This is a genomic window from Polyangiaceae bacterium (assembly GCA_016715885.1).
Lineage (GTDB): Bacteria > Myxococcota_A > Polyangia > Polyangiales > Polyangiaceae > Polyangium.
Window position 1 is genome coordinate 698,014 of record JADJXL010000020.1, and the last position, 23,396, is coordinate 721,409.

At 61.8% G+C, this 23,396-nt stretch carries 19 protein-coding genes; 11 read left to right on the top strand and 8 right to left on the bottom strand.

From position 1 onward, the window contains the following. Nucleotides 1–9 precede the first annotated feature (9 nt). The 3 genes from IPM54_28205 to IPM54_28215 are packed head-to-tail and all read right to left on the bottom strand — an operon-like array spanning nucleotide 10 to nucleotide 3,925. Nucleotides 10–1,323 carry a hypothetical protein gene (locus IPM54_28205; GenBank protein ID MBK9263673.1) on the bottom strand — a complete coding sequence of 438 codons (1,314 nt, stop codon included), beginning with the start codon at nucleotides 1,321–1,323 and terminating at the stop codon, nucleotides 10–12. Next, on the bottom strand, nucleotides 1,323–2,345 hold the full coding sequence (locus tag IPM54_28210) for a tetratricopeptide repeat protein (GenBank protein ID MBK9263674.1): 1,023 nt from the start codon (nucleotides 2,343–2,345) through the stop codon (nucleotides 1,323–1,325). Before IPM54_28210 ends, IPM54_28205 begins: the two co-directional genes overlap by 1 nt. Then, on the bottom strand, nucleotides 2,342–3,925 hold the full coding sequence (locus tag IPM54_28215; protein ID MBK9263675.1) for a serine/threonine protein kinase: 1,584 nt from the start codon (nucleotides 3,923–3,925) through the stop codon (nucleotides 2,342–2,344). Before IPM54_28215 ends, IPM54_28210 begins: the two co-directional genes overlap by 4 nt. Nucleotides 3,926–4,159: 234 nt before the next feature. Between IPM54_28215 and IPM54_28220 the strand changes: the two genes are divergently transcribed. From IPM54_28220 to IPM54_28235, 4 genes are all read left to right on the top strand, one after another. Then, nucleotides 4,160–5,317 (top strand): PAS domain S-box protein, encoded by a 1,158-nt coding sequence (locus IPM54_28220; protein MBK9263676.1) that lies wholly within the window; start codon nucleotides 4,160–4,162, stop codon nucleotides 5,315–5,317. Nucleotides 5,318–5,461: 144 nt separating this feature from the next. Beyond that, nucleotides 5,462–6,775: a hypothetical protein gene (locus tag IPM54_28225; protein MBK9263677.1), complete on the top strand. Its 1,314-nt coding sequence runs from the start codon at nucleotides 5,462–5,464 to the stop codon at nucleotides 6,773–6,775. Beyond that, nucleotides 6,772–8,343, top strand: a complete 1,572-nt coding sequence (locus tag IPM54_28230; protein ID MBK9263678.1) for a tetratricopeptide repeat protein — start codon at nucleotides 6,772–6,774, stop codon at nucleotides 8,341–8,343. The genes IPM54_28225 and IPM54_28230 overlap by 4 nt, the downstream gene beginning before the upstream one ends. Before the next feature lie 137 nt (nucleotides 8,344–8,480). Then, nucleotides 8,481–9,299 carry a hypothetical protein gene (locus IPM54_28235; protein MBK9263679.1) on the top strand — a complete coding sequence of 273 codons (819 nt, stop codon included), beginning with the start codon at nucleotides 8,481–8,483 and terminating at the stop codon, nucleotides 9,297–9,299. A gap of 503 nt (nucleotides 9,300–9,802) precedes the next feature. Here the strand turns inward: IPM54_28235 and IPM54_28240 are convergent. From IPM54_28240 to IPM54_28250, 3 genes are all read right to left on the bottom strand, one after another. Next, complete coding sequence (locus IPM54_28240; protein ID MBK9263680.1) at nucleotides 9,803–14,146, bottom strand: CHAT domain-containing protein; 4,344 nt, start codon at nucleotides 14,144–14,146, stop codon at nucleotides 9,803–9,805. A 119-nt stretch (nucleotides 14,147–14,265) separates the two neighbouring features. Beyond that, entirely contained in the window at nucleotides 14,266–14,619 is a 354-nt protein-coding gene (locus IPM54_28245; GenBank protein MBK9263681.1) for a hypothetical protein, read from the bottom strand. Further along, nucleotides 14,616–16,127: a hypothetical protein gene (locus tag IPM54_28250; GenBank protein ID MBK9263682.1), complete on the bottom strand. Its 1,512-nt coding sequence runs from the start codon at nucleotides 16,125–16,127 to the stop codon at nucleotides 14,616–14,618. The genes IPM54_28245 and IPM54_28250 overlap by 4 nt, the downstream gene beginning before the upstream one ends. 193 nt (nucleotides 16,128–16,320) lie before the next feature. Here IPM54_28250 and IPM54_28255 point away from each other — a divergent pair, with 193 nt between their 5' ends. Genes IPM54_28255 through IPM54_28285 form a run of 7 tightly spaced genes read left to right on the top strand, consistent with a single transcriptional unit; the run spans nucleotide 16,321 to nucleotide 21,511 of the window. After that, nucleotides 16,321–17,796 (top strand): YHS domain-containing protein, encoded by a 1,476-nt coding sequence (locus IPM54_28255; protein ID MBK9263683.1) that lies wholly within the window; start codon nucleotides 16,321–16,323, stop codon nucleotides 17,794–17,796. After that, the gene (locus tag IPM54_28260; GenBank protein ID MBK9263684.1) at nucleotides 17,772–18,029 is read left to right on the top strand and encodes a hypothetical protein; all 258 of its coding nucleotides are present in this window, start codon (nucleotides 17,772–17,774) and stop codon (nucleotides 18,027–18,029) included. Before IPM54_28255 ends, IPM54_28260 begins: the two co-directional genes overlap by 25 nt. Then, nucleotides 18,026–18,334, top strand: a complete 309-nt coding sequence (locus IPM54_28265) for a Rieske 2Fe-2S domain-containing protein (protein ID MBK9263685.1) — start codon at nucleotides 18,026–18,028, stop codon at nucleotides 18,332–18,334. Before IPM54_28260 ends, IPM54_28265 begins: the two co-directional genes overlap by 4 nt. Next, nucleotides 18,327–18,641, top strand: a complete 315-nt coding sequence (locus IPM54_28270) for an MmoB/DmpM family protein (protein ID MBK9263686.1) — start codon at nucleotides 18,327–18,329, stop codon at nucleotides 18,639–18,641. Before IPM54_28265 ends, IPM54_28270 begins: the two co-directional genes overlap by 8 nt. Then, nucleotides 18,638–19,612 (top strand): toluene monooxygenase, encoded by a 975-nt coding sequence (locus tag IPM54_28275; GenBank protein MBK9263687.1) that lies wholly within the window; start codon nucleotides 18,638–18,640, stop codon nucleotides 19,610–19,612. The genes IPM54_28270 and IPM54_28275 overlap by 4 nt, the downstream gene beginning before the upstream one ends. Continuing rightward, a complete protein-coding gene (locus IPM54_28280) occupies nucleotides 19,609–21,111 on the top strand; it encodes a PAS domain-containing sensor histidine kinase (GenBank protein ID MBK9263688.1) in 1,503 nt (500 codons plus the stop codon). The genes IPM54_28275 and IPM54_28280 overlap by 4 nt, the downstream gene beginning before the upstream one ends. 22 nt (nucleotides 21,112–21,133) lie before the next feature. Then, nucleotides 21,134–21,511: a response regulator gene (locus IPM54_28285; protein ID MBK9263689.1), complete on the top strand. Its 378-nt coding sequence runs from the start codon at nucleotides 21,134–21,136 to the stop codon at nucleotides 21,509–21,511. 24 nt (nucleotides 21,512–21,535) lie between these two features. On the opposite strand, the gene IPM54_28290 is transcribed toward IPM54_28285, so the two are convergent. Beyond that, entirely contained in the window at nucleotides 21,536–22,696 is a 1,161-nt protein-coding gene (locus IPM54_28290) for a matrixin family metalloprotease (GenBank protein ID MBK9263690.1), read from the bottom strand. A 1-nt stretch (nucleotide 22,697) separates the two neighbouring features. Next, the gene (locus IPM54_28295) at nucleotides 22,698–23,252 is read right to left on the bottom strand and encodes a hypothetical protein (GenBank protein MBK9263691.1); all 555 of its coding nucleotides are present in this window, start codon (nucleotides 23,250–23,252) and stop codon (nucleotides 22,698–22,700) included. Nucleotides 23,253–23,396 lie beyond the last annotated feature (144 nt).

Consider the following 23,396-nt stretch of genomic DNA (forward strand, 5'->3'; position numbering starts at 1 on the left):
AAAGCTGACTCAATCTACCGGCTCGTCCGTCCACCCCTCGAATTCCGGACACGTCGCGCCGCATGCGCCAACGAAATTGACCGGCTCGAAAAAGCCATCATCCGGCGGCGCGGCGGCGCCAGATAACCCCGGCGCGCCGTCCACGAGCGAAAAATCGAGCGCCCCCGGCGTGAGCGAGCGAATCCCATGTTTGCCCTCGGGTAGCGCTCGGTTCATGCGCGTCGGGTCTTCGGTCATCAGCCACGTTTGCGCCTGCCACGCACCGGACAACGTCCGCGGATCGAAGTTGACGGGGTTCGAAAAAATCGAATTGCGTACGTCGAGCGTCCCCGCAACCGCATTGTCCTTCGTCGCGTCCAGCTCGATCGATACGCCATAATCGAAGAAATTGGCTACCAAGACATTGTAAAACTTGCCCTGGATCCCCGACTCCAAATTGAGCCCGATGCTGCCCGTGTTCGGATCACCCACGAGCGTCGCATTGTAAATCATAGCATTGGACGGCATATCGTCATTGGGACTCTTGTCGAGCGCATCCATCTCATCCGCGCCACCCTCGAACCCGTCGTCCGAGCTCCACGCTGCCACGAACTGCGCCTTGCCTCGCCAACCATATGCCCAATCGAAAGCATCCTCGAGCCCCCGCGTCACCAGCACGTACTTGAGCTGCACGGTGCCGCCAAACATGACGACCGCATCATCCACCGTCGCATGCACCTGCACGTGATCGACGACCGTTCCACTGCCAACGCCCGCCAGCTCGAGCCCCGCAGATGCCCCGCCCCACGGATTCTCCGCACCCGTGAACTCGATCCGCACGAATCGCACTTCGCCGCTGGAATCCTCCGAAATGTCTCCCCCACACCGGTCCTCTTCCGGCACTTGGCCCTCCCCTTGGTAGCTGGGTATCGTATCCGGCGTGTAACCCGTCGAAGGCACTCCATTGATGGGCGCTCGCCCGCAAAGATACACGCCGTGCCAATCACCGGGCGCCCGCGAGCTCGCCGCGCTCGTAAATACGATGGGCTTTTCCTTCGTCCCGCGAGCAACGAGCTTTCCGCCGCGACGCACATACAAGGCCGCTCCCTTCTTCGCAACGATGCGCGTACCCTCTTCGATGGTCAACGTGGCGCCCGAGTCCACGTACACAATCCCCTCGAGCGTCGTCACTTGATCTGCTTTCCACGTCGCGTCTTTCGACAAGACACCCGATACCGTGCGAATCGGATCGAGCTGTCCCGGATCCATGCCGAGAACGACGTCACAACCCGACGCGCCCAAAAGACCAAGCAGCCCGATCGTGCAACTCTGGTAGGTCTTCATCAGAACGTACCTCGCAATGATACCGCAGCCGGACCAAAACCGACCTGCAACGCCGTCTTCGCAGGCTCGACCGCTTTGCCTCGGGGAGCCACGACGAACATCACCACCCCAGCAGCCGTCGCAATGGCTCCCCCAATGAACACACCCGTCCCAATCTTCGCTTGCCCGATCGCATCAGCTCGAATGGCAAGCCCATCCGGTTGGCACACATTCCCATTGCAAAACGCGTCCGATTCATCGTAACGACTTCGCGCATCGAGTCCCACGCCGACCGATGCGCCCATTGCAACGATTCCCAGCGCTCCCACGACGATACCCCCAATCGCCAGGCCTGGCATTTTCGCTGGAGGCGGCGGCGGTGGTGGCGGTGGCGGCGGTGGCGGCGGTGGTGGCGGTGGTGGCGGTGGTGGCGGTGGCGGCGGCGGCGGTGGTGGCGGCACTTCCTCGAGCTTCTGCACGATGACGGTTTGCGTTTGCCCATCGGGAGCAACTTCGACGGACGTTTTCCACGCAATCCTTCCAGGCGCAGACGCCTCGATTTCGTGTTTGCCGGGGTCGATCGGCAAGGGTCGCCTCCATGAAACCCGCCCGACCTCTTGGCCATCGCGACGAACCACGAGCCCCTCGATCGCTGCATCCGGTGGCACGTCGATGATCAGCTTGGATAGCTTCCCCTCGACATCGGTCGCTTTTTTCCTGGCCGTCTTTTCGCGATCCGACTGCTTTTGTTGCTGTGCCGTATCGGCAGCTTGCGTGTACGCAGCCCATGCCGACGCGGTTTTACCAACCTTGATATAACAATCCCCCAAATGCATCAGCGTGCCATAGCCCGGATCGAGCTTTTGGCTTTCGGCGAGCCGCGGACAAGCCTCGTCGTATTGGCGCTTCGCCATGAGATCGAGCGCCTCGCGAAAGAGTTGCTCGGCTGCGGCGGCATTGTCGTCCGTCGCGTGACTCACTGCCGGAGAAAGCATCGTGAGCGTTAGGAAAAACCCTGCGGCTCGAAGCCCCGTCCATTTCATTTTCGACCACCGTAGTTTGGCAAAACGTCGCGATCACCGGATTTCGAGGGACTTGGCTGCGGCGCTGGCATTTTGGGAACGTGCACCGCCGGGCTCGATGATGGAGCCACCACCGCGGGCATAGCCGACTCGCTCGCGGAAGGAGCCGGCGCAGCCGACGGTGGATGCGTCGGAACCGGCGCTGCCACGGCCGACGCAACGGCCGGTGGCTGCGGCGCGCGCGAAGTTCCATGCAAATACAGCGCAACCACGACACCTCCACAAGCACCGGCGATGACATACGGCGCCCAACGCCGTGCAGCCGATGGCCGCTTGCCCGATCGGCTCTTGGCCCACGTTTCATGCGTTTTCGCAAGTGGCTGCGCGTCTACGTCGCTTGCGGGAGGCGTCGGGGCCTTTTGCGACGGCAGCGTCTTGGAAGACTGCGCCGATCCCACGCTCTTTTCCCCCTCTCCACGGAGCATCACATCGTGATGCGTCGTTGGAGATGGGGCTAGGGGGTGAGGTGCGAGAGCGCTTCGATCCGTGCTCATGTTGGCGCTCTTGGAAGTTGGGTTTGAAGCGCTACGCTCCGAAGGCGCCACGACCGTTCGGTCGAGCGCTTCCAAGAGAGCCGTTCCGCGCTTCGTCGGCATCGTCACGTGGCAATTGGCCGCAATGCGATCCAGGAGCACCTGGCATCGCGCCGGAGCAAACGGTGCGAGCGCCACGGCCAGCTCGAACGTGTTCTGGTATCGATCCGCCGGCTGCCGCTGAAGGCACTTCAATATCGCATTTCCGAGCGCCACGGGAATGTCGGGCCGCGCGGTGGACGGCGATTCGGCATCGTTGTCCATGATCATCATGACCAATTCGGCCAAGTTGTCCGCTTCGAACGGGGGTTTTCCCGTGAGCGCCTGATAAAGCGCCGCGCCAAGCGACCATATATCGCTGCGAACATCGGCCCTTCGCGCAGATTCGAACTGCTCGGGCGACATGTAATCCGGTGACCCCATCATCGCGCCGGTCTCCGTGAGCCCTTTTTCATCGAGCGATCCGGCTTCGGCCTTTTTTTTCGCAATGCCAAAATCCAACACCTTGGTGCAAGGACTCCCATCGGCACGACGCGTGATGAACATATTCGCGGGCTTGATGTCACGATGCACGATTCCAAGGCCGTGCGCCTCCGAAAGCGCCTCGCACGCCTGAATCCCCACCTCACACACTTCGGCAATGTCGAGCGGCGACGCGTCGCGAATCATCCGCTCGAGATCCTGCCCTTCGAGCAATTCCATCACCAAGTACGGGACGCTTTGCGTGTTGGGAATGCTCTGCTCGATCGTACCGAAATCGAGCACCTTCGGAATGTGCTCGCTGTGCAGTTTGCTCGCCGCTCGCGCTTCGTGCATGAACCGTTCGAGGTTCGCTGCATGATCGGCGACCTCGGGAAGCATGAACTTCATCGCAACGCGCCGTTCGAGCCCCAGGTGCGTGGCTTCGACCACGGCCCCCATGCCGCCGGCGCCGAGAATACGCTCGATGCGATACTTGCCGAACAGCACGTCACCGGGATGGATCGGAAGATCGGGGTGCAAAGTCATCGTGGGCCGCGTGCGGATGAACCGGCCCGACCGTATCGAACTTGGCGCCGGATTGCAAAGCAAAGATGATGACGCGTCGCACGGCAGACATGTGAAGCGGTCCACGTTCGTACATCGGGACAGAGTGTGCCTGCATCTTGACATCGTCAAACGTCTGGCGTTTCATGTCGCACCATGCCAAGCGCGCCAGACTCTTCATCCACACCAGACTCGGTGACCTCTACGGAAAGCGCGTTGTTGCGTTTCTCGAACCACGAGCGCTTCCTTCGCGCACTCTTCGACGACGCACCCTATGGCGTTTTCGTGACTCGACCCGATGGTCGCATTGCCGCGTGCAATCGGCACGTCGCCGACATGCTCGGGTACGCGAAGGAGGAGCTCGTCGATCATCATTTCAATGACTTCACCTATCCCGAGGATCGCTCCGTTGGCATCGATGCCCTCCGGGCGCTTCTTGCTGGGCAATTGACGCACGTGATGCTCGAAAAGCGGTACGTACGTCGAAATGGGGACGTCCTCTCGATTCATATCACTATCGGGGTGATTCGCGACGACAACGGAGCGCTCGAGTATTTCATCACGACATTCGACGATGTCACCAAGGAGCGGCAACAAACCCAAGCCTTGCTCGAAAGCGAACAGCGCATCAAAGGGCTTTTGGAGGCCATTCCGTACGCGCTATTTTGTGTGAACTTGGAGGGGTTGTGTGTCTATCACAAGCCGGCGCGAGATCGGGTGCATGACGCGTCCAGGGGTTGCGTAGGCAAAAGGCTCGATGAAATGCTACCGGCCGATGTGACCGAGACCATTCTGGATACGGTCGCGGCCGTATTGTCCAAGAATGAAGCATTCGCCGTGGATTATCAGATTTCGGACGGCGAAAGCATTCGGTATTATGAAGCGCATGTGGCGCCGTACGGAGCGAACGAGGCCATTGTCCTATCGCTCGACGTGACCGATCGAATGGAAGCCGAACGTGATCGGGCCGAGGCGCAAGCGGCGATCATCGAGGGGCAACGCGAAGTATTGCGGCAAATATCGACGCCGCTCATGCCCATTGCCGAAGGTGTCATTGCGATGCCGCTCGTTGGCCCGGTCGATCGGGAACGTGCGCAGCAGATGTTATCCATTCTCATGGATGGCGTGACGTCGCACGCGGCGCGCACGGTCATCATCGACATTGCTGGTGTGCCGAAGGTCGATACGGAGGTCGCCGAGCTCTTGGCGCGCGTCACGCAAGTGGTCAAGCTGCTCGGCGCAGAAGCGCTCTTTGCAGGCGTAAGGCCGGACGTTGCGCGGAACATCATTGCGCTGGGTATCGACTTGACCACCTTTCGGAGCGCAGGCAGTTTCCAAAGCGCCATTGCGATGGCTCTGCGCAGCGGTCGATGAGGCGCTCGTGGCTTGGGCGCAGGCGACGTGGGGGTTGAGAAGGCGGGGGCAAAAGGCGCGGTTGTTCCGAACAGCTTTGTTCCGACGGCAAGTAAAACTTTTAGCTTGCGTGCCTCATGTGCTAACCTCGCGCCCCGCACACACATGACCGCGATCATCCCTCCCTCGCCGCCGCAGATCACGCCCGCTCGGACGCTTCGAGAACTCATCCACAACTGCGACAAAGATGCGCCGCTTCTGAGTGGCGATCCGCGGTTCGAGGACCTATCGCCCGGACGAGGCGATCGCGTCACCGAGATGATCGCGCGGGACATCGAGGGCCAACGTCCGCGCGAGTTCGTCCACATCGCCTTCGTCAGCCATCGCGGTGCAGGCAAGAGCACCGAAATCCGGCGCATCGAAAGCCTCACGGCCGGGCATTGTCAGGCGGTCTATTTGGAAGCGACCGTCGAGATGGATCCCATGCGCATCGAAGCCGAGGATCTTTTGCTCAACATGGCGTTGGCCGTCGAGCGCGAAATGCGCCGCATCGGAAAACCGCTTCCGAAAGATCTGCTGGACCGCGTGGAAAAGTGGTTTGCCGACGCCGTGAAAACCACGAATTGGGCCACCAACTACAATGCGGAGATCGCCGCCGGGGCCGAAGGCAAGATCGAAATCCCGTTTCTTGGCAGCTTGTTCGCGCAAACGAGAGCTTTGCTCAAGCACGAAAGCGATTATCGAGCCGAAGTCAAGCAGGTGCTGAAGAAGTATCCGGGCACGTTGCTCCAAAGCGTCAACGAGTTGCTCGACGCCGCACATCGCTTGCTCGGGGATCGGCGCATTTTGATCATCGTCGACAACTTGGATCGATACGACCCATCGATCATCGACAACCTGCTCGTCGTCGGCGCGGATCGCATTCGCGCCATGCGTTGTCACCTCATTTTGACGCCGCCGATCAGCCTCTTGCTCCAGCCACGTTCCGCGCAGCTCGAAGAATGTTACGATTGTTATGACCTGTTCACGGTGCGCTTGCGCCGTCCTGATCAACGCTACGACGAATTCGATGGTCCGGGACGTGATTTGCTGGAAAAGACATTGGCCAAGCGGATCGATTTGGGCGTCATGATCCCTGACAACGAAATTCGCGACCGCTTGATTGCAGCAAGTGGTGGGGGCATTCGCGAGCTGCTCGAATTGGTGCAGTCGTCGGCGCGGTATGCATCGGGCGAAGTGATTGGCGAAGCCGACGCGGAGCGGGCCATTTCGCGTCGCAAACAACGCCTGCGGGACCAGATCAACATCAATGGTTGGTGGCCGACGTTGCGTGACATAGCGGAGACGAAACAGGTCTCGCATGACAAGCATTGTCTGGACGTCCTGTTTCATCGTTTGGCGTTCAAGTACAATGGCGATGGCTGGTACGACGTGCACCCGCTGATTGCGGAGCTTCCGGAATTCAGGCCGCCTGCATGAGTCGCGCTCCCGAATCGATCCTCGGCGCCGAGGATGGTGCTGCGTACCGGCGATTTTTGGAATGGTCGCCTGGGGCGGGATTCGATTTGGCCATCATCAAAGTGGCTCTTCCCGTGAAACGCGATGCGCTCATCGCGTGGACGCGTGAGCAGATTCCCGGGGCGAGGGAGATTGATTTGCGGCAAGTGGGGCCCGAGCGTTCGCGTTTATGGGATTTGTTGCACGCGGCAGCGCACGATCGTGGCGCGACAATGTTGATTTTATATGGGCTCGAGGAATCTGCCGTGCGCGAAAGGCTTCTAGCGCAGCTCAACGTCGAGCGTGATGAATTGGTGAAGACGTTTGCATTGCCGTGGATCTTGTTCGTGCATCCGACGGTGTATCCGGAGTTGATGCAGAAGGCGCCGGACTTCATTGATTTTGCGGGGGTGTGGCTGGAAGACGCGCACCTTGTAACACCGGCGCTGTCGAAGATGCCCGTCGCGCGCACGGAAGCGGCTGCGGGGGAAATGGCGATTGGAACACCCGAGGCAAGGGATCTGCTGACCGAGGCGGCGCTGGCGATTGCCTTATGGCGTCTCGATGAAGGTCGAGATTTGCTCGCTCGGTATGGACTGGAGCATCCGAGCACTGCGCCGGAAGATCTGGATGGCACTCTCGCAAAGTGCTTGGGGGCATTGATCGACAACCGATTCGAGGAAGCATTACGTCTCTTGCAGGAGAACCTCCTTCCGGCACTCGAGCGCCTTGAGAACGAGCGAGCCGTCACGATGATGTATGTGGCGCGAATTCTTCACCAACGCGGCGAGCTGGATGAAGCATTGTGGATTTTGAGGGAATATGTTCTTCCAATTTTCGATCGCTCGGGGAAAGAGCGCCCGCGAGCCATTGCGCTGTCGCTTGTGGCGGACGTTCTGTTTGCGCGCAGCGACTATGACGAAGCGTTGCGCATCCTCCGGGAAGAAGCACTTCCGGTGATCGAGAAGTTGGGCGATGTGCGTTTACGGGCAGTGACGCTGGGGAAAATGGCAGACGTTCTGCGAGCGCGCGGTGACTATGACGACGCATTGCGTAGTCTTCGAGAAGAAGTACTTCCAATATATGAAAAACTGGGTAGGTTGCGTGACCGAGCGGTGATGTTGGGAAAAGTGGCGGACGTTCTGCAAGCACGCGGTGACTATGACGACGCGCTACGCATCCGTCGGGAAGAACAACTTCCCATATACGAGAAGGTGAGGGATGTGCGTGAGCGGGCGGTAACGATGGCGGAAATCGGCTCGATCTTGTACTCACGCGATGAGATGGATGAAGCGTTGCGCATCCTTCGGGAAGAAGTGCTTCCGGTGTACGAGAAGCTGGGGGATGTGCGTTCGTTGCTCGTCGGTCGCACCAACCTAGCTACGATGCTCGCGACCCGCGGTCGCGCGGAGGACGCCCCCGAAATCGTTCGTCTCCTGGCTTTGGCTTTCGCGGATGCGCGACGGTTGCGCCTGCCCCCTGACGTGCAGCATATCGAAACCCTCATCCGCGAGCTGGGCCTCGACCCCCACGCCCCACCCTTCGTGTAACCGCACCCAAAACTTGGCCTCCCCCTCCTCTCCTCACCCACACTCAGCTCCACAACTTTCTTGCTTTCCATTGTCTGCCAGCATAACGTCGCACCTCGCATGTACGACCCGGACATGCAGGGAGGTGAGCTGGTTCGATGGACGCGACACTTTCGGCACTCTTGCAGTTCTATGTCTTCTCGACCGGTCGGCGCATTTTCGCGTTGACGCAAACCAAAGGCATTGCGACCGAGCTTGGTCACACGGCGCTCGCGAATCATTGCGACGATGCCATGACGCACGACAGGGAAACGCTCCGAATCGAGTCGCAGTGGGCGAGCGACAAGGGTGCAACGCAGTATGCGCCCGAAGCCAAACAAGTGGACATCCTCGTCGATGTCGCGCTTGGTGCCTTGCGTGACTCGCTCGACGCCGACGCCCGTGATGCCGCCCCCGGTGACGCCGTGGGCGCTGCCGCGGCCAAATTGCTGCAAACGCTCTTTCCGAAGGGCCTGAACGCCGTGACGAATGCTCCTTTCGTCGAGCAACTGGCCGAAGTGCAGCGAATCATCGCTTGTTTGCAGTCGCCCGAATGGACGGCCATCGTGAACGACTTGGGGCTCGGGCGGCGCGTCGCGCGCTTGGTGGAGCTGGAGAAGCGGTATGCCGATGCGATCGCGCAGTCGCCCAAGGGCAATACCACGTTTGGCGACGTCAAGGATGCTCGGACCAAGGGCCAACAGCTCATGCTCCAAGCGGTCGCGATGATCCTGGGGCTTCACCCGTCGGATTCGGAGGCCGACCTGGCCGCGAGGGGCAAGCTGCTCGGGCCGATCCTCCGGCAGAACGATGCGATCCGCGCGTATCTTCGGGCGCGCCGGAGCATCGAGGACGTCAACCCCGACACGGGGACCGTGCTGACCCCCCCGGATGCCGTGCAACCCCCGCCCGATCCGGCCTCGCAGGGCAACGGCTGACATCCGAGCCTGCCCGAAGGCCCTCGGCAAGGTCACCTTTTGCCATCGCGGCCTCGACCAAGGCCCGGGGGGGGGGGGGGGGGGGGGGGGGGGGGGGGGGGGGGGGGGGGGGGGGGGGGGGGGGGGGGGGGGGGGGGGGGGGGGGGGGGGGGGGGGGGGGGGGGGGGGGGGGGGGGGGGGGGGGGGGGGGGGGGGGCCGAAAAACACGGGGAGAAAAGGTTGCACACCTACGGCACCACCAAAACCGGCGTTCGATGCACTCGCCGACCCCTCGATGAGGGCCCCATGGGGGGGTCGAACCCCCCCTCCGGGGCCACGCCGAGGGGCTCGGTTCGAGGTCGAACGTCGCCTGAGGCCCTCGAAGTGGGCCTTGGCTGGGGGTTGCTCATGAGCGGGGGCCCTCGGCGTGCAGGTTGGGGGGTGGTTGGGTCTGGTGGTGATTGCGCCAGCGACCCGTGGCCAGCGCAAGCTTCTGGATGGTGGCAAATGCGCGCTTGAGCGCGTCAGTTCGACGACAGCGCTTCCAACAGCATTTGCAATTCCACGGCGACGATCGGCTCCAGCAGCGGATCCGCGGCAAGCGCGGGATCACGGCTGCCCGCCACGATGGCGTCGAGGGCGCGTAGGATGGCTACCCATTCGGGCAGGTCATCGGGCGCATCGGATGCATGCACCTGCTTCATCAGCGCTGCCGCGGCCTCGGGGCCTTGCTGCTGGAGCAACGCACCCACCGCGACGACAAGCCGTGTCGGCCCATTCATCGCCTCGCCGCCCGCATCACGGTACGCCCGGTACGTCTCCATGGCTTGCGCCCGCGCGTTAGCGGCTGCTTTGGCATTGCCCGCGTCGCGTTCAACGTCTGCCAGCGACGACCACGTCTTCCATGGTTCGGCGGCGTGACCGATTTGCATATCGATGCGCGTGGCAATGGTGAGCGCCTCGCGCGCTTCGTCAAGCCGGTTCAGTTTGCGGAGCGTGTCGCCGAGGTTGTATAGAAACAGGGACGCACTCGCAACATCGCCCAACGTCTCATACAGGGCGACCACTTGCCGATACAACGCGACCGCGTCTTCCAAGCGGCCTTGCTCATGGTACAGGTTGCCGAGCTGCCCCAACGTTCCGGCCTCCCCCGCGCGGTTGCCAAGCGAAACCGTGAGGCGCAGCGATTCTTTGTACGCATGCTCGGCCGCGGCGAAGTTGCCCGCTTCCTGGTGAACTATCCCGATTTGATGCCACGCAATCGCCACGCCGGCCGGCTCGCCGAGCGCTTCGAATTGGCGTCGGTTCTCCTGCCACAGCTCCAATGCCTCCCCAAAGCGCCGCTGCATCAGGCGCACCGTGCCGAGTTGGCCGCGACCCGTCGCGACAGCACGCTTGTCGCCACGCTTCTCATGGAGCCCGATGGCCTGCTCATACTTCGCCGCCGCTGCATCGAGCTGCCCCAGCGCACGCAGCGCGTCGCCCCGCTCTTTAATACACACATTCTCCATTCGTACCGCATCCGTATCGCCCGCCGCGGCCAGCGTTGCAAACCGCGTCCGCGCTTCCTCCAGGATGCCGAGCGATTCTTGGGAAGCATGGCCTTCCTTGAGCACACGTCCGAGCTGGGCCCACGCCATCGCGCGATCGTACGCTGCTTCGGGATATACGTCGCCGGCCGCTTCGGCTTGATCACGCAACCGCTTGGCCGCGTCAAACGCCCCCCGCATGTTGCGCACTTCCAAGAGGCGATCGACATGTTGCGCTTCGGCACTGAACCGCGCATGGCTCCACGCCGGTAGCAGCTTCGTGAGGGCCTCGCGCACCGTGCGCACGCGGGAAAGCGCGCGCGGTTGGCCGATTTTGGAGACAAGCTGTTCTAGACTGGTCGCCAATTGCATGGCTGCGTCCACCGACATAATGCTGGCTTTGGCCTGCGCCGCGGTTGCCTCCAAGGCGTCGAGCAAGTCCAGCAAGGCAATGGTGGTCCCTTGGGCAGCAATGCTGGCGTCCTGGAAATGCTGCTCGTACAAGAACCCCGCAAACGCCCGCATCCCCTCACGCCAGCGCGTTTCCGCCGCGGCACGCGCCGCTGCATCCAGCTCCAGCGCCAACACTTCACCGAGCGCCGGATCGGGCAGCAGATACGCGCCGTTTGCATCGGCCAACCCGAGCGCCACGAGCTGGCGGCACAGCTCCAACGCATCATCCGGCTCGATTTCGAGCACGTGCGCCATAATGGGCACAGGTGCCGCTTGCCGAAATACGCACAGCGGCCCGAGCTTCTTTCGCGTCGCCTCGTCCAGGCGCGCCAGCGATAAACGCACGCTCGCCAGCAGCGAGTTCTCGCGGTCCCCCGGGGACCGTTTTTCCAGCGCGACCATTTCGCGCGCCACCGCATCCCGCGTCACCGCAATACCCCGCGTCGCGAGCGTCGGCCCAAGCAACACCAAGCTCCGCGCGTGCCCCCGGACCGCTTCGATCAGGCTCGCGAGCACGTTCTCCATGTCCTCGGCTGCTTTCCCCTCGCGCGGCGGCTCGATGCCCCGATCGCGCAATACGTTCACCAGCAGCTCGCGCGCCTCGCGCCGATCGAGCGAATCCAGGCGCAATTCGTACCCATCCAGGGGCGCAGGCAACGATTCTCGGCTGGTCGTGATCAGCCACGTGCCCGTCACGTCCGCCAATTCGCGCACCAGGTTCACAATGGCTTGCACGGCCTGCGCATTCGTCGGATCCTTCCCCGAAAGCGCAATGAGCGATTCGAAGTTGTCCACCACGAGCAACGTCGGCCTTTGAAGCAGCGCGCTTTTCACGGCGAGCTTGCCCTGGTCCATCCCTTTCGCATCCGCCGTCGCGACGGAAAAACCCGACACGAGCTGCCGGCCGATCGCATCGACCACCGCCCGCGCATCGCTCAATCGTTCCACCGAAACGAATGCGACGCGCTCGCGCTGCTGCGTGAGGAGCATCCACCGCGCCGCCTCGGTCGCGAGCGCCGTTTTCCCCTCGCCTCCCGGTCCCACAATCGCCACGCGACGCTGCCGCACCAAACGCCGCTCGATGCGTAGCAGCTCACGCGCCCGACCGACGAACCCATGCTTGGCCGCGGGCGGCAATTCGCCACGACGAACGGCATCGGCCTGCCGGCGATCTTCGACCACCGCTGGACGCCCATCGCGGCCTGCGAAAATGCGCGGATCGTCGCCCTCCTGAAAAAGCACGGGGACCATCCAATCCTGAAGCTCCAGCCGTCCTTGCGGGCCAAAGTCGAACCGCGAGGGATTCGCTTTCAATGCTTGCTGGGCCTCGACCATGGCCGTGCCAATGCGATGCCCCTGCGCAAGCGCCCCGTACAATGCGCGGACGAAACGCCCCGCCGTCGCCACGAGCACCGAATACCGCATCGCCACGACCGAAACGACGCCTTGCCGAAGCAGCTCTGCCGCGACGCTCGTGTCCACTTTCGCGTCGGCCATGGCCGTTTGACACGCGTCCAGCACGAAAAGCGGCACGCGGCGATCGCGCAAAAGTGAGCCAATCTCCGTGGCGGGCACATTGTGCGCGCGACGCTTGTCGAGGCCCTTCTCCGCATCGTCGGCGTCCTCGAAGCAGAGCAACCCGAGGCCGCGGACCTTGTCGTAAACGCCATGGCCATCGAAATGGACGATTTGATAGGGATCGTTTTCGTGTTCGGCATTTGACAACGCTCGCTGCAAGGCGGCCAAGGTTCCATCCGGGAGCAGGTCGAGCTTCACGCGATCGCCCAAGTCCCGCAGCGTCTCGGCCAGCGGCTGGACGCTGGAACGCGGGTCGAGAAAGCCGGCGCCCTTGTCCTCGGGCCGCGCGCGCACCAGGAGCACGCGCACGCGATCGCGCGGCATGATGGGCGGCAGCACGACGTCGCTCGGCAGCGTGCGGCGCACACGAATGCGGGCGTTGCCATCGAATAGATACGAGCGCTCGTCATGGAGCAGCTCCCAGGGCAAACCAAAGAGCAACGCGGCGGCGTCTTTGCCTTCGGGGGTCGCGTCACGATCGTCGACGCTGACGGTGATGCGTTTGTCGAGGCGCTTTCCGTCGGGAGAGCTCGCTTGGAGGAATGCCTGCACGATGCGATCGTTTTTCCCGGTGGTGATGGCGTCATAGAGCAGCTTGCCCCATTTCGGCAGGTTTGCTTCAATCTGTTTGGCGCGGTCGCGGAAGGTACCGAACGGCCAGCCAACGTAGTCCTCGACGTACCACCGGAGATCTTCCGCTTCGATGGGCCCGAGCGGCGAGACGAAATTCGTGGACGCTCCATCGGTGCCGCGCCCCTCGACGGGGGTGTACGTCAATCGAAGCGAGCCCGCGGCGCGGCGCGTGCCGTCCTTCGTGTGGAGCGTCGGCGCCGTAAACGTGAGGGTGAGCTCGCACATGGGGGGCGCGGGCTCGGGCGCTGCGGGCGACAAACCATCGGAGGGGGCTTTTCCGAGCGCGCGCAGGATGTGGAGGGTGGCTTCGTCGATCCACGGGCCTTCGTCGGGCACACGAAAGCAGAGGGGTTCGGCGGCGCCAAACAGAAGGCGCAATGTGCCGGACTCCATGCCTCGCAGAAGCACCATCAATCGGAATTCGGGCCGCCTGGAGTGTTCTTCGAGCGCCCAGGCGATTTCGCGCTGCACCCAATCCGCGCCGATCGATTTGGGTGACAAGAGCAGAATGAACGCGTCGCTTTGGCGAATCGCGTCGCGCAACTTGGACAAGCCGTCCCCGAGGCGCAGCTCGAGCACGTCTTCCCACCCACGGATGCCGCGATCTTCGAGGGATTTGCGTAGCTTTTGGATGTCGTCTTTCTCGGCGGTCGAGTGGGACAAGAACACGCGCATGGTCGGCCTCCAGCGGTAGCGCGCGCACGGTTGCCCGGAACGGAGGAGGCGTCAAGCCTGGAATGCGCACGACGTTGGGAACCGGATCGGTGCCACGAGCCGGCGTCCTCGAATGCCTGTCACACGTTCAGGAGCGACAAATCCTGCCAAACGTCTTCGTAATCGCCCGCGACGAGAAAACGCCATCCCGGCGGAAGGCCCAGGAAGCGCACGACATCGGGGCACCATTCATCGAGGTGCTCGACGTGGAGCGGTACGAAAAAATCGGGATCATCCGATGGTTCACCGCCCGCCCAGATATACCAACCGGTCGTGTCTCCCTCAGAAGGATGCCGCAAGCCGTGAATAGGAAGAATGCCCTCTCGAACGTTGCTAGCAATTCCCACTTTCATGTTGCCCGGCGCTGGAGCGAATTCGGCCCGATGTCGCTCGCACACCGCGCGTTGTTGGAGTTCGTTTTTTGTGATGGTCATGGCGCTGTATCCTTCAGACGCTGTCGCTGCTCGCGCGAGTACTGACTCATCTCCGCGCCCTGACGTGCGGAGCAAGTCGGGCATTGAGGCTGCACCGCATCGTTGCTCCGCATTCGCGTCTTGTCGATGTTTCCGGTCTGATAGTGCTCTTTCACGAGTGGCATCTTGTGATCCGCGACCTGTCGAGGTGCCACCTTGCCGCAATCGACGCAAGGTTTTCCTTGAACAGACGCACGCTGAGCGGTGGTTGTGGCACCACTTGGTCTGGTATATGGGGCTGTTGCTTTCGGTGCAGCGCTCTGTGGCTCCGCTCCGCTCGCTTTTGGCTTCGTCCGCGTCGTCGTGACCGTGCCATTGCTGCTCTTCTTGATGGTGACGGCCGTTCGGCCCGATGCATCCTTGACCCGCGTCGTCGTCGTGGTCGCGGACGGCGCTTGCGTTGCCGGTTTCGGCTTCGGCTCCAGCAGCTTCACCTGCGACGGCGGAGGCGCCGCTTCCGGCGGAGCACCTTCGCGGAACAATTCCCCGGCATTGCGCACGCCGTTGGCGGCCGTTGCGCAGCCATTGATGGCAATGGCAAACGATTCGGCGATGACCGGCACGCCCACGACGGCCCCGCCGCCCGTGCTGGTCATGCCCGCCCCAGCGCCCATGCCTGCACAACCGAGCGCGATTTGACCGACGCCAACGCCTATTTCGCCACATGCTCGGCCCACGCGCGCCCAATACGTGCCATTGGGCAGCAGTCGCAATTGAATCCCGACCTCGACAGTCGTCGCCCCCAATGGCACGGCACCAGCCGCTGCACCCGCAGCCAATCCCCCGCCAAATTGCACCGCGGGATCCTCCAATGACAACGCTTCGTCTTGGGCGACCGGCTTTTGCACGACGAGCGGCGGCAGGGGCAATATCTGGCGCGCTTGCGGAGCCGCCGGCGCTTGCTCTGGGGTCGGCGGGTTCTCGACGGCCCATTTCAAGACCGCAATGACCAGCTTGTACTCCAAGGGCAACAGGTTATCCCGATGAGTTTGCCCTACGTATCGTGGATCCGGGCGCGCCTTTTCTGCACACGATTGCGCCAAGATCGCCGTGAGCGTTGCTCGCAATTCGGCAGGCATGGCCAAGCGCGCCTTTTCCGCTTCGACCTCCGCTGGGCTGGGTAAACCACCCCGATCGACGCAGGAAAGGCCAACCGATCGCGGCAAAGTCGACGCGCTGCTTCGTGGCGCATCGGCGCTGACTTCGTGGATGGAATCGGCAACCTTGGCAAACGCTTCGAGGCGCTCGCGGTCCTGGTCGCCAATCAGGGTATTCGTCGCAACTTGGTACGCTAAAAACCGCGTATCTGGAGGCAATGCTTTGGGAGCAGCGCAAATGCGACCGGCATACGCGGCTGGATTGAGGGCGTGGAGCGATTCCAGCGTCATCGATCCCGCACAACCGAGCAGCATTGCAGCGAGCAGCAGACCACAAACGAATCGGCAAAACAGGCGAAGGGCAAGCCTCATACGATGATGACAACAGAGCAGGCGAAGAGCGTCAAGTTTTCAACTCACGCATAAGTCATCCTTTTCGCATCATCAATGAACCCATTACACGAAATACCGCATGACCAAACTCACGCATGCGCACGCTCGTCCGCTCCTATGATGCAGTCTCCGTCCGTGCCCACTTGGTGGAAATGGGCTATCGTCCAGTGCAATGGACCATACCGAGTGGCTCGACCTTGCGAGGAAGCTCGACTGGGAATTCTCCTATGTCTCGGAGCGGGACGTATTCCCCGAGGAAATGGCGGGCCGCCCTTTCCTTGACGGCCAAGCGTGGCGTGACTGGGAAGAGCCGTTCCGGACGACGTTTGCCGAATACGTGACGAACCAGCACGAAAAGGATACCGCACTCTACGCCGTCCGAGACGCGCTGGGCAAAGCCGAAGACCTCGAACGACTGCCGCGCGAATGGCTGAACGCATTGAAGCTGCATGCGGCCGCCCTTCCCCTTGCCGAATTCGATGCCGTCGTGGGCAACCTCCGCGGAGCTCGCTTCGGCCGCGATGGCGCGTGGCGAACAGCCGCTTGCCTGGGGGCGCTCGACGAATTCAGACACACGCAAATCCCGCTCGTGTTGATGCACGAAATGGTGCGGCACGATCGCCAATTCGATTGGACACACCGCTTCTATCACTCGAACGATTGGGTCGCGATCGCGGCGCGCCACGTATTCGACGAGCTGCTCTTGGCGTCGAATGCCATCGAATTCGCAGTCGCCACGAACTTCGTCTTCGAGACGGGCTTTACGAACCTGCAATTCGTCGGCTTGTCGGCGCTGGCCCACAAGGTCGGCGATCGGATGTTCGAAACGATGGTGAACAGCATTCAAAGCGACGAAGCGCGCCATGCACAAATTGGCGGGCCAGTGCTCGCGAAGCTCGTCGAGCACGATCGGCGCTATGCCCAGTACCTGCTCGACAAATGGTTTTGGCGAAATTGGTTATTGTTCGCCGTCGTGACGGGCTTCAGCATGGACTACCTGACGCCCGTCGAGAGCCGCACGCAATCGTTCAAAGAGTTCATGGCGGAATGGGTGCTCGACCAATTCGTGCACTCGCTGGATGAATACGGGCTCGAAAAACCCTGGTATTGGGACACGTTCCTCACGGCCATCGACAATTATCACCACATGGTCTATGCGAGCGCCTACACGTACCGAGCGACCGTGTGGTTCGACATGGTGGTCCCAGGGCCGCGGGAGCGCACGTGGCTTCGCCAAAAGTATCCGCGTTCGTGGGATGCGTTCGAACCGGTGTGGGACCGCATCGAAGCTTCGTGGAGAGCAGCGGATCCTGGCAATGACTTTGCGGTGCACGGGACGTCGATCGTCGGGTTTTGCGACCTGTGTCAGCTCGTGCTGTCGAATGGGACGCCCTCGAAGAACACTGCCGTCGTCGTCGATCGCGACGGTAGTCGCTACATCTTTTGCTCGGAGCCCTGCCGCTGGATTTTCGACCAGGAGCCCGAGCGATATGCGAACCACCGAGACGTGGTGAAGCGAGTGCTCGGGGGCGAGGCACCGGCGAACCTGATTGCATTGGTGCGGCGTTATTTCGGATTGGACTACGAGAGCTGGGGCAAAGACGCATACGGAGGCGATTACCCGTGGATGAAGCGGAGGGCGGCATGATTCCGCTGTATGGTTTTCTGCAGGGAGATACGATTGGCGTGGTGATTCTGGCGCGAGGCGAGGACACGATGCGGGACCTTGCCGAAAAGCTCGAGCAAGCGGCGCGGACGCGGGTCGCACCATTGCGCAAACCGGTGGTGCATTTTGCCGGCGAGGATCGCCCGAGCTCGGTCACGGTCGTCGCCGCTGGGATGCAGGTGCTCGACCGATTCGACGTGAGGGAATCGTCATGACGTATCGCAGGGTCATGAAAGCGGACGACCTTTGGGAAGGCGAAACGACGGGCGTGGTCGTGGGCGACACGCCGGTGTTATTGGCGAACGTGGGCGGAGTCGTTCGAGCGTATGCGGATCGTTGTGCGCACCAGGGCGTTGCATTGAGTCGCGTTCGGCCGGCGGGCAAGGTGCTGACATGCTGGGCGCATGGATGGAAGTACGATTTATTGACGGGTGAAGGATTGAATCCGCGCGGAGTAGCGCTCACTCGGTTCCCATTGAAGATCGAGGAAGGCGAGATTTGGGTGGACGTCGATGCCTGAGGACCGGACGCTTCGAGATGCAGTGGGTCCCGTGTTTCATGCGGGGACGATGGCGAGTGCCGTGGTAGCTGCGATTGAAGAAGAAAATGAAAATGTGACCATCGTGGATCGCGGCGCGTACGTGCGCGTGCTCGTACCAGCTCGGTGCCGCGTGACGCGGGCGGCGATTGAACGACATATCGGGCGGTCGATCGCGCTGCGCCCGGAGCTCGAGCGAATCATGACGTCCTTCAAGGGACGCATCGACATCACGATGGACGACGTGACGTGGGTATCGGGGCCATTGGGACACGAGAGGAAACCATGAACCGTCCGCCGCTCAAAACGTATTCGCACCTGGCCACCGAACGGCGGATGCCGTCCGAATACGATATCGCGACGACGCAGCTCCTGTATTACGTCGCCAAAGGGGGTTTCGAGGTAAGGACGCCGGTGGGGAATTGGTACGAGCGGTATCAGCAGGGGTCGGGGCTTCGCGCTACGACCGCACAATGGGCTCGCTTTCGCGATCCGCGCGAAACGACGTATACGAGCTACACGGGGCTGCAAAAGCGGCAGGAGGAGCACCTGGACACCATCATGCAAGCTCGCGACGATGGCTGCATGGATTGCCGGCGGCTGTCGCCCGAATGGTTGACGCTTTTGTCGACGGTGCTGACGCCGCAGAGATACCTTTTCCACGGCTTTCAAATGGTTGCCGCATACATTGGCCAAATGGCACCCGAGGGCCGCATCGTCATCACGGCGGGGCTGCAAGCTGCCGATGAAGTGCGGCGCGTGCAACGGATTGCCTACCGCATGGCGCAGTTGAGGAAAACCGAGGCTTCATTTGGGCAAGAGAGCGCTGGGACATGGCAGAGTCACCCGGCATGGCAGCCCATTCGTTGCCTCGTGGAACGAGCTTTGGTGACGTACGATTGGGGAGAAGCGCTGGTGAGCCTCAATGTTTGCATCAAGCCGGCGCTCGAGAGTTTGTTCGGGCCTTTCCTTGGCCGATTGGCCGAAAGACAGGGCGACTACGTGCTGCATGAAATGACGGCGTCGTTCGCGCGTGATTGCGCTTGGCATCGCGACTGGACGCTTTCGCTGCTTCGAGTGGCCTATGAGGCTCGCGAAGAGAATCGCACGCAGGTAGCTCGGTGGATGGATCGGTGGTCCAAGATGGTGGACGAGGCAATCGTTGGGACGGCGCCGCTATTCGGCGAAGATGGTGAGGCGGCGATTGCGACGGCACGAGCTGCTGCATCGGCTGTCTCCAAGGAGGTCATGCCGCCGTGACGCTCGACGAATTGGGTAGGCTTCCGACGAACCTGGTCGATCAGCTCCTTGCGAATTCGGTCGATGGGCTCATCGCATTCGATGATCAATGCAGGTACACGTTTTGGAATCGGGGGATGGAGCGCATCTTGGGGATGCAGGCGTTCGATGTGATGGGGCAGCGAGCGTTCGATCTTTTCCCATTTTTGGTGGATACGGGTGAAGACGAGCTTTGGCGTCGAGCGCTCGCGGGGGAAGCGACGACATCGAGCGATCGTTTTTTCGCGGTGGCTGCCACGGGAAAACGCGGTTATTACGATGCTTATTACTTCCCGTTGTATGGCGGGGCGGGTGAAGTGGTCGGTGGCATGGGGATCATTCGCGACGTGACCGATCGACGCACGGCCCAGATTGCGCTCGAAGAGACGGAGACGCGGTTCAAGAACATGGCCGATGTGGCACCGGTCCTCTTGTGGATGTCGGGGACCGACGGATTGTGCACGTTCTTCAATCAGACGTGGCTGCGCTTCACGGGACGGTCGCTGGAGGACGAATGGGGCGTCGGATGGGCCGAGGGCGTGCATTTCGAGGATCTGCAAAAGTGCCTGGACACGTACATGGATGCATTCAATGCTCGAAGACCTTTCGAGGTCGAGTATCGGCTGAGGCGCCACGATGGTGAGTATCGGTGGATCCTCGACCGGGGGACGCCTCGTTATGGTCCAGGCGGCATGTTCGCAGGTTTCATTGGATCTTGTGTCGACATCACCGAATTGAAGGAATTGCAGCAAGAGCTGCAAGCCGCGGTGAGAATGCGCGACGAGTTTTTGTCGATCGCGTCGCACGAGCTGCGTACGCCTCTGACGGCGGCGCAGCTTCAAACGGACATTCTCATCCGAAAGCTGACGGCTGGCTCGAAGGGGCCCTCGGCAGCCGTGGACGCACTCCTTGCGAAAACGAAATTGGTTCAAGCTCAGATCATTCGTCTCACTGAATTGGTGCAGGTTCTTTTGGACGTATCACGCATCACGGCGGGCAAACTCACGCTTTCGACGCAGGATTTTGATCTTTCGGCGCTGGTCGCGGACATTGCTCGTCGTTTCGAACCGGAGGCTGCGAAGGTGGGTTGTGCGGTCGAGCTGTTCGTGGAGTATCCCGTTTGGGGAAGCTGGGACCCGCTGCGGCTGGATCAGGTGGTGACGAACCTGTTGTCGAACGCTTTGAAGTATGCGCCTGGCGCTCCCGTGCGTGTCGCGGTGAGCGCGGACGACGGCCATGCTCGATTGGCCGTTGCCGATCAAGGAATGGGCATCGCACCGGAGGCGCAGGTGCGCATATTCGAACGATTCGAACGGGCGGTGCCTGCTACGAATTACGGGGGCCTTGGATTGGGGCTTTGGATTGCGCGCGAAATTGTCGAGGCGCACGGAGGGTCCATCAAGGTCGAGAGCGCTCGGGGGCAAGGGGCGACGTTTACCATCGAACTGCCCTTGTCACATGGGCACGTGAGCCACAGGTAGATACGTCAACCACGGAGGGACCATGACGGATGTATGCCATGGCGTGCTGCTGGTGGAAGACGACGAGGCGATACGCTTAGCGATCGCGGATGCATTGCTGGACGAAGGATTTGTCGTGGAAACGGCATGCAATGGAGCGGAGGCGCTGGACCATTTGCGCCGTCGGAGCAAGTTGCCGTGCGTGGTGCTGCTGGATTTGATGATGCCGATCATGGATGGGCGGCAATTTCGGGCGGAGCAGGAGAAGGATCCGGTTTTGTCGCAGATACCGGTGGTCGTCTTGACGGCCGATGCGAGCGCTGAACGCAAGGCGGCCGAGCTGAACGCGGCGGCCGGGATCGCGAAGCCATTGCGACTGGCGACGTTATTGGATCACGTGGACCGGTTTTGCAGGCCGTGAAGGCCCGTGCGGGGGTGAGGTATCTCAGTGCGAATCGCGCTTGCGGCGGCGGGCCCATGCGAGCGCGAAGGCGCCTGCTGCGAGCAGCGCGCCAAAACGTGCGGGCGATGGCGTCACCGAACATGCACAGCCCGATGCGTCGGTCGTCGTCGGCGGGGGCGGATCATCGTCGCTCGACCATGCGCCCGTCGAACCGCCCTCGCCGCCTGCGCCGCCCGAGCCATTTCCACCGGCGCCGGCAGACGTGGACCCTGCCGCGGACGAACTGCTCGCGGCGGATGAGCTGCTGGAGGACGAGCCGCCGCTGCCGCCGCATTCCATGGAGCATTCCATCGCGCAGACGTTGCAGGCGCAATCGATGAGCGCATCATAGATGCTCGCTCCGTTCGGATATTGATTGGCGCATTGCTCGGCGCATGCCTGGCTGCTGCAATTGGTCACGCAGTTGTAGAATGCGACGCATTGCTGCGAGCTGCCACAAGCGCTGTATTGCGAGCTGCATTCATTTTGGGCAGACGCATTCGCGCATTGGTTGCACGTGCTGCCGCCGCCCGATCCCGAAGTTGCCGCCGTGCCTTGCGCCGGATAGAGCGCACAGACGCCGTCGATGTCGTCTTGTTCGATGCTGGCAATCGCATTGCCGCCGCCATAAAACGCCTCCATCGTCGCTCCGCCGGTGTTGCTATGGCCGAGGCCCAAAAAGTGGCCCTCTTCGTGTGTGGCGATCGACAGCGTATCGACGCAATTCCCGCTGCCGTTGTCGTTCCAGCAGAAACCGACGTTGTTGTACACGATGTCCGCGTCGTAGATGTTGGAGTTGTTGTCCCATACGGGCATCGTCACGCCAATGACCGAATTGACTTGTCCGAGCTGGCTGGGCCACGTGCCACTACGAAACATGAATACGTTCTGGCCATCGTTGTAGTTGTAGTTGGAGTTGGTATCGCCCATGTTTTGCGTCGCCCAAAACGTGCAGCTCGGCGCCGCCCACGCCGCGAGCCCCTCGTCGAGACGCGCTTTGCCAAACGCGGCAATCGAGCTCGGTATCGTGGCTTCGTTGATCCGATACTGAACGGGCATGTTCGGCCAGCGCGGATTCGTACCGTCGAGCCCCGTCCATGCATCGGCTCGGGAGGTCAAGAGCACGAGCGCCGAGGCGCCCAAAAGTGCAACCAAGGTCCTCATTTCATTTACCTCCCGCAAGGCGCTTCACGTCGGTCATGAGCGATTCCACGGTTTCCGGCACTTCGGTCACCAAAATCGGCTTCATCCGGTCACCCTTGCGCTGCACCAGCGTGAGCCCATCCATCGTCCGCCGAGCCATTCCCTTTGCGTCGACGTGATAGACGGACTGCGCAAGTACGGTCAGGTACGCCGTGCCATTGTCGCCCTTCTTCAGGAAGACCACGGCATCTTCGCCCGGCACGAGCTTGCCGTCGCCAAGAACTCGTTGCGTTTTTCCATTGTACGTGCCGCCAAACTGCTCGACGACGAAGCGCGCGCTGCAAGGTCCCTTCAAACACTGCGTCACTTCGATGTCGGTCCGTGTGAGGATCGTCGCCTTGTCATCGGACTCGCGCACAGTCGCCTTACCAACCTTGACACGTACGACGACATCCGAAATACGTACCAAATCCTCACGGCCGAGGAACAGTGCCGTCGTCGCATCCGCCATCGCACTCAGGCCGGTAATCGTCGCCACCACGAGCGCACCGGCAGTCGCCTTGAACCAAGATCGCATCGCCAAACCTCCTGCTCTAGCGATGCAACAATCCGCGCCGCATGTATAGAGGTCTCGCGCACACAGCACCATTTTCAGGACCTCTGGCTGAAGTATTTTCACGGAACTGCAACCGAGACATGGTGGCGCGATTCACTAAGGCGC

Excerpts from the sequence above, each read along its gene's own strand:
- IPM54_28205 (MBK9263673.1), bottom strand. The coding sequence starts at position 1,323 with ATGAAGACCTACCAGAGTTGCACGATCGGGCTGCTTGGTCTTTTGGGC.
- IPM54_28210 (MBK9263674.1), bottom strand. The coding sequence starts at position 2,345 with ATGAAATGGACGGGGCTTCGAGCCGCAGGGTTTTTCCTAACGCTCACG.
- IPM54_28215 (MBK9263675.1), bottom strand. The coding sequence starts at position 3,925 with ATGACTTTGCACCCCGATCTTCCGATCCATCCCGGTGACGTGCTGTTC.
- IPM54_28225 (MBK9263677.1), top strand. The coding sequence starts at position 5,462 with ATGACCGCGATCATCCCTCCCTCGCCGCCGCAGATCACGCCCGCTCGG.
- IPM54_28230 (MBK9263678.1), top strand. The coding sequence starts at position 6,772 with ATGAGTCGCGCTCCCGAATCGATCCTCGGCGCCGAGGATGGTGCTGCG.
- IPM54_28235 (MBK9263679.1), top strand. The coding sequence starts at position 8,481 with ATGGACGCGACACTTTCGGCACTCTTGCAGTTCTATGTCTTCTCGACC.
- IPM54_28240 (MBK9263680.1), bottom strand. The coding sequence starts at position 14,146 with ATGCGCGTGTTCTTGTCCCACTCGACCGCCGAGAAAGACGACATCCAA.
- IPM54_28245 (MBK9263681.1), bottom strand. The coding sequence starts at position 14,619 with ATGACCATCACAAAAAACGAACTCCAACAACGCGCGGTGTGCGAGCGA.
- IPM54_28250 (MBK9263682.1), bottom strand. The coding sequence starts at position 16,127 with ATGAGGCTTGCCCTTCGCCTGTTTTGCCGATTCGTTTGTGGTCTGCTG.
- IPM54_28255 (MBK9263683.1), top strand. The coding sequence starts at position 16,321 with ATGGACCATACCGAGTGGCTCGACCTTGCGAGGAAGCTCGACTGGGAA.
- IPM54_28265 (MBK9263685.1), top strand. The coding sequence starts at position 18,026 with ATGACGTATCGCAGGGTCATGAAAGCGGACGACCTTTGGGAAGGCGAA.
- IPM54_28270 (MBK9263686.1), top strand. The coding sequence starts at position 18,327 with ATGCCTGAGGACCGGACGCTTCGAGATGCAGTGGGTCCCGTGTTTCAT.
- IPM54_28275 (MBK9263687.1), top strand. The coding sequence starts at position 18,638 with ATGAACCGTCCGCCGCTCAAAACGTATTCGCACCTGGCCACCGAACGG.
- IPM54_28285 (MBK9263689.1), top strand. The coding sequence starts at position 21,134 with ATGACGGATGTATGCCATGGCGTGCTGCTGGTGGAAGACGACGAGGCG.
- IPM54_28290 (MBK9263690.1), bottom strand. The coding sequence starts at position 22,696 with ATGAGGACCTTGGTTGCACTTTTGGGCGCCTCGGCGCTCGTGCTCTTG.
- IPM54_28295 (MBK9263691.1), bottom strand. The coding sequence starts at position 23,252 with ATGCGATCTTGGTTCAAGGCGACTGCCGGTGCGCTCGTGGTGGCGACG.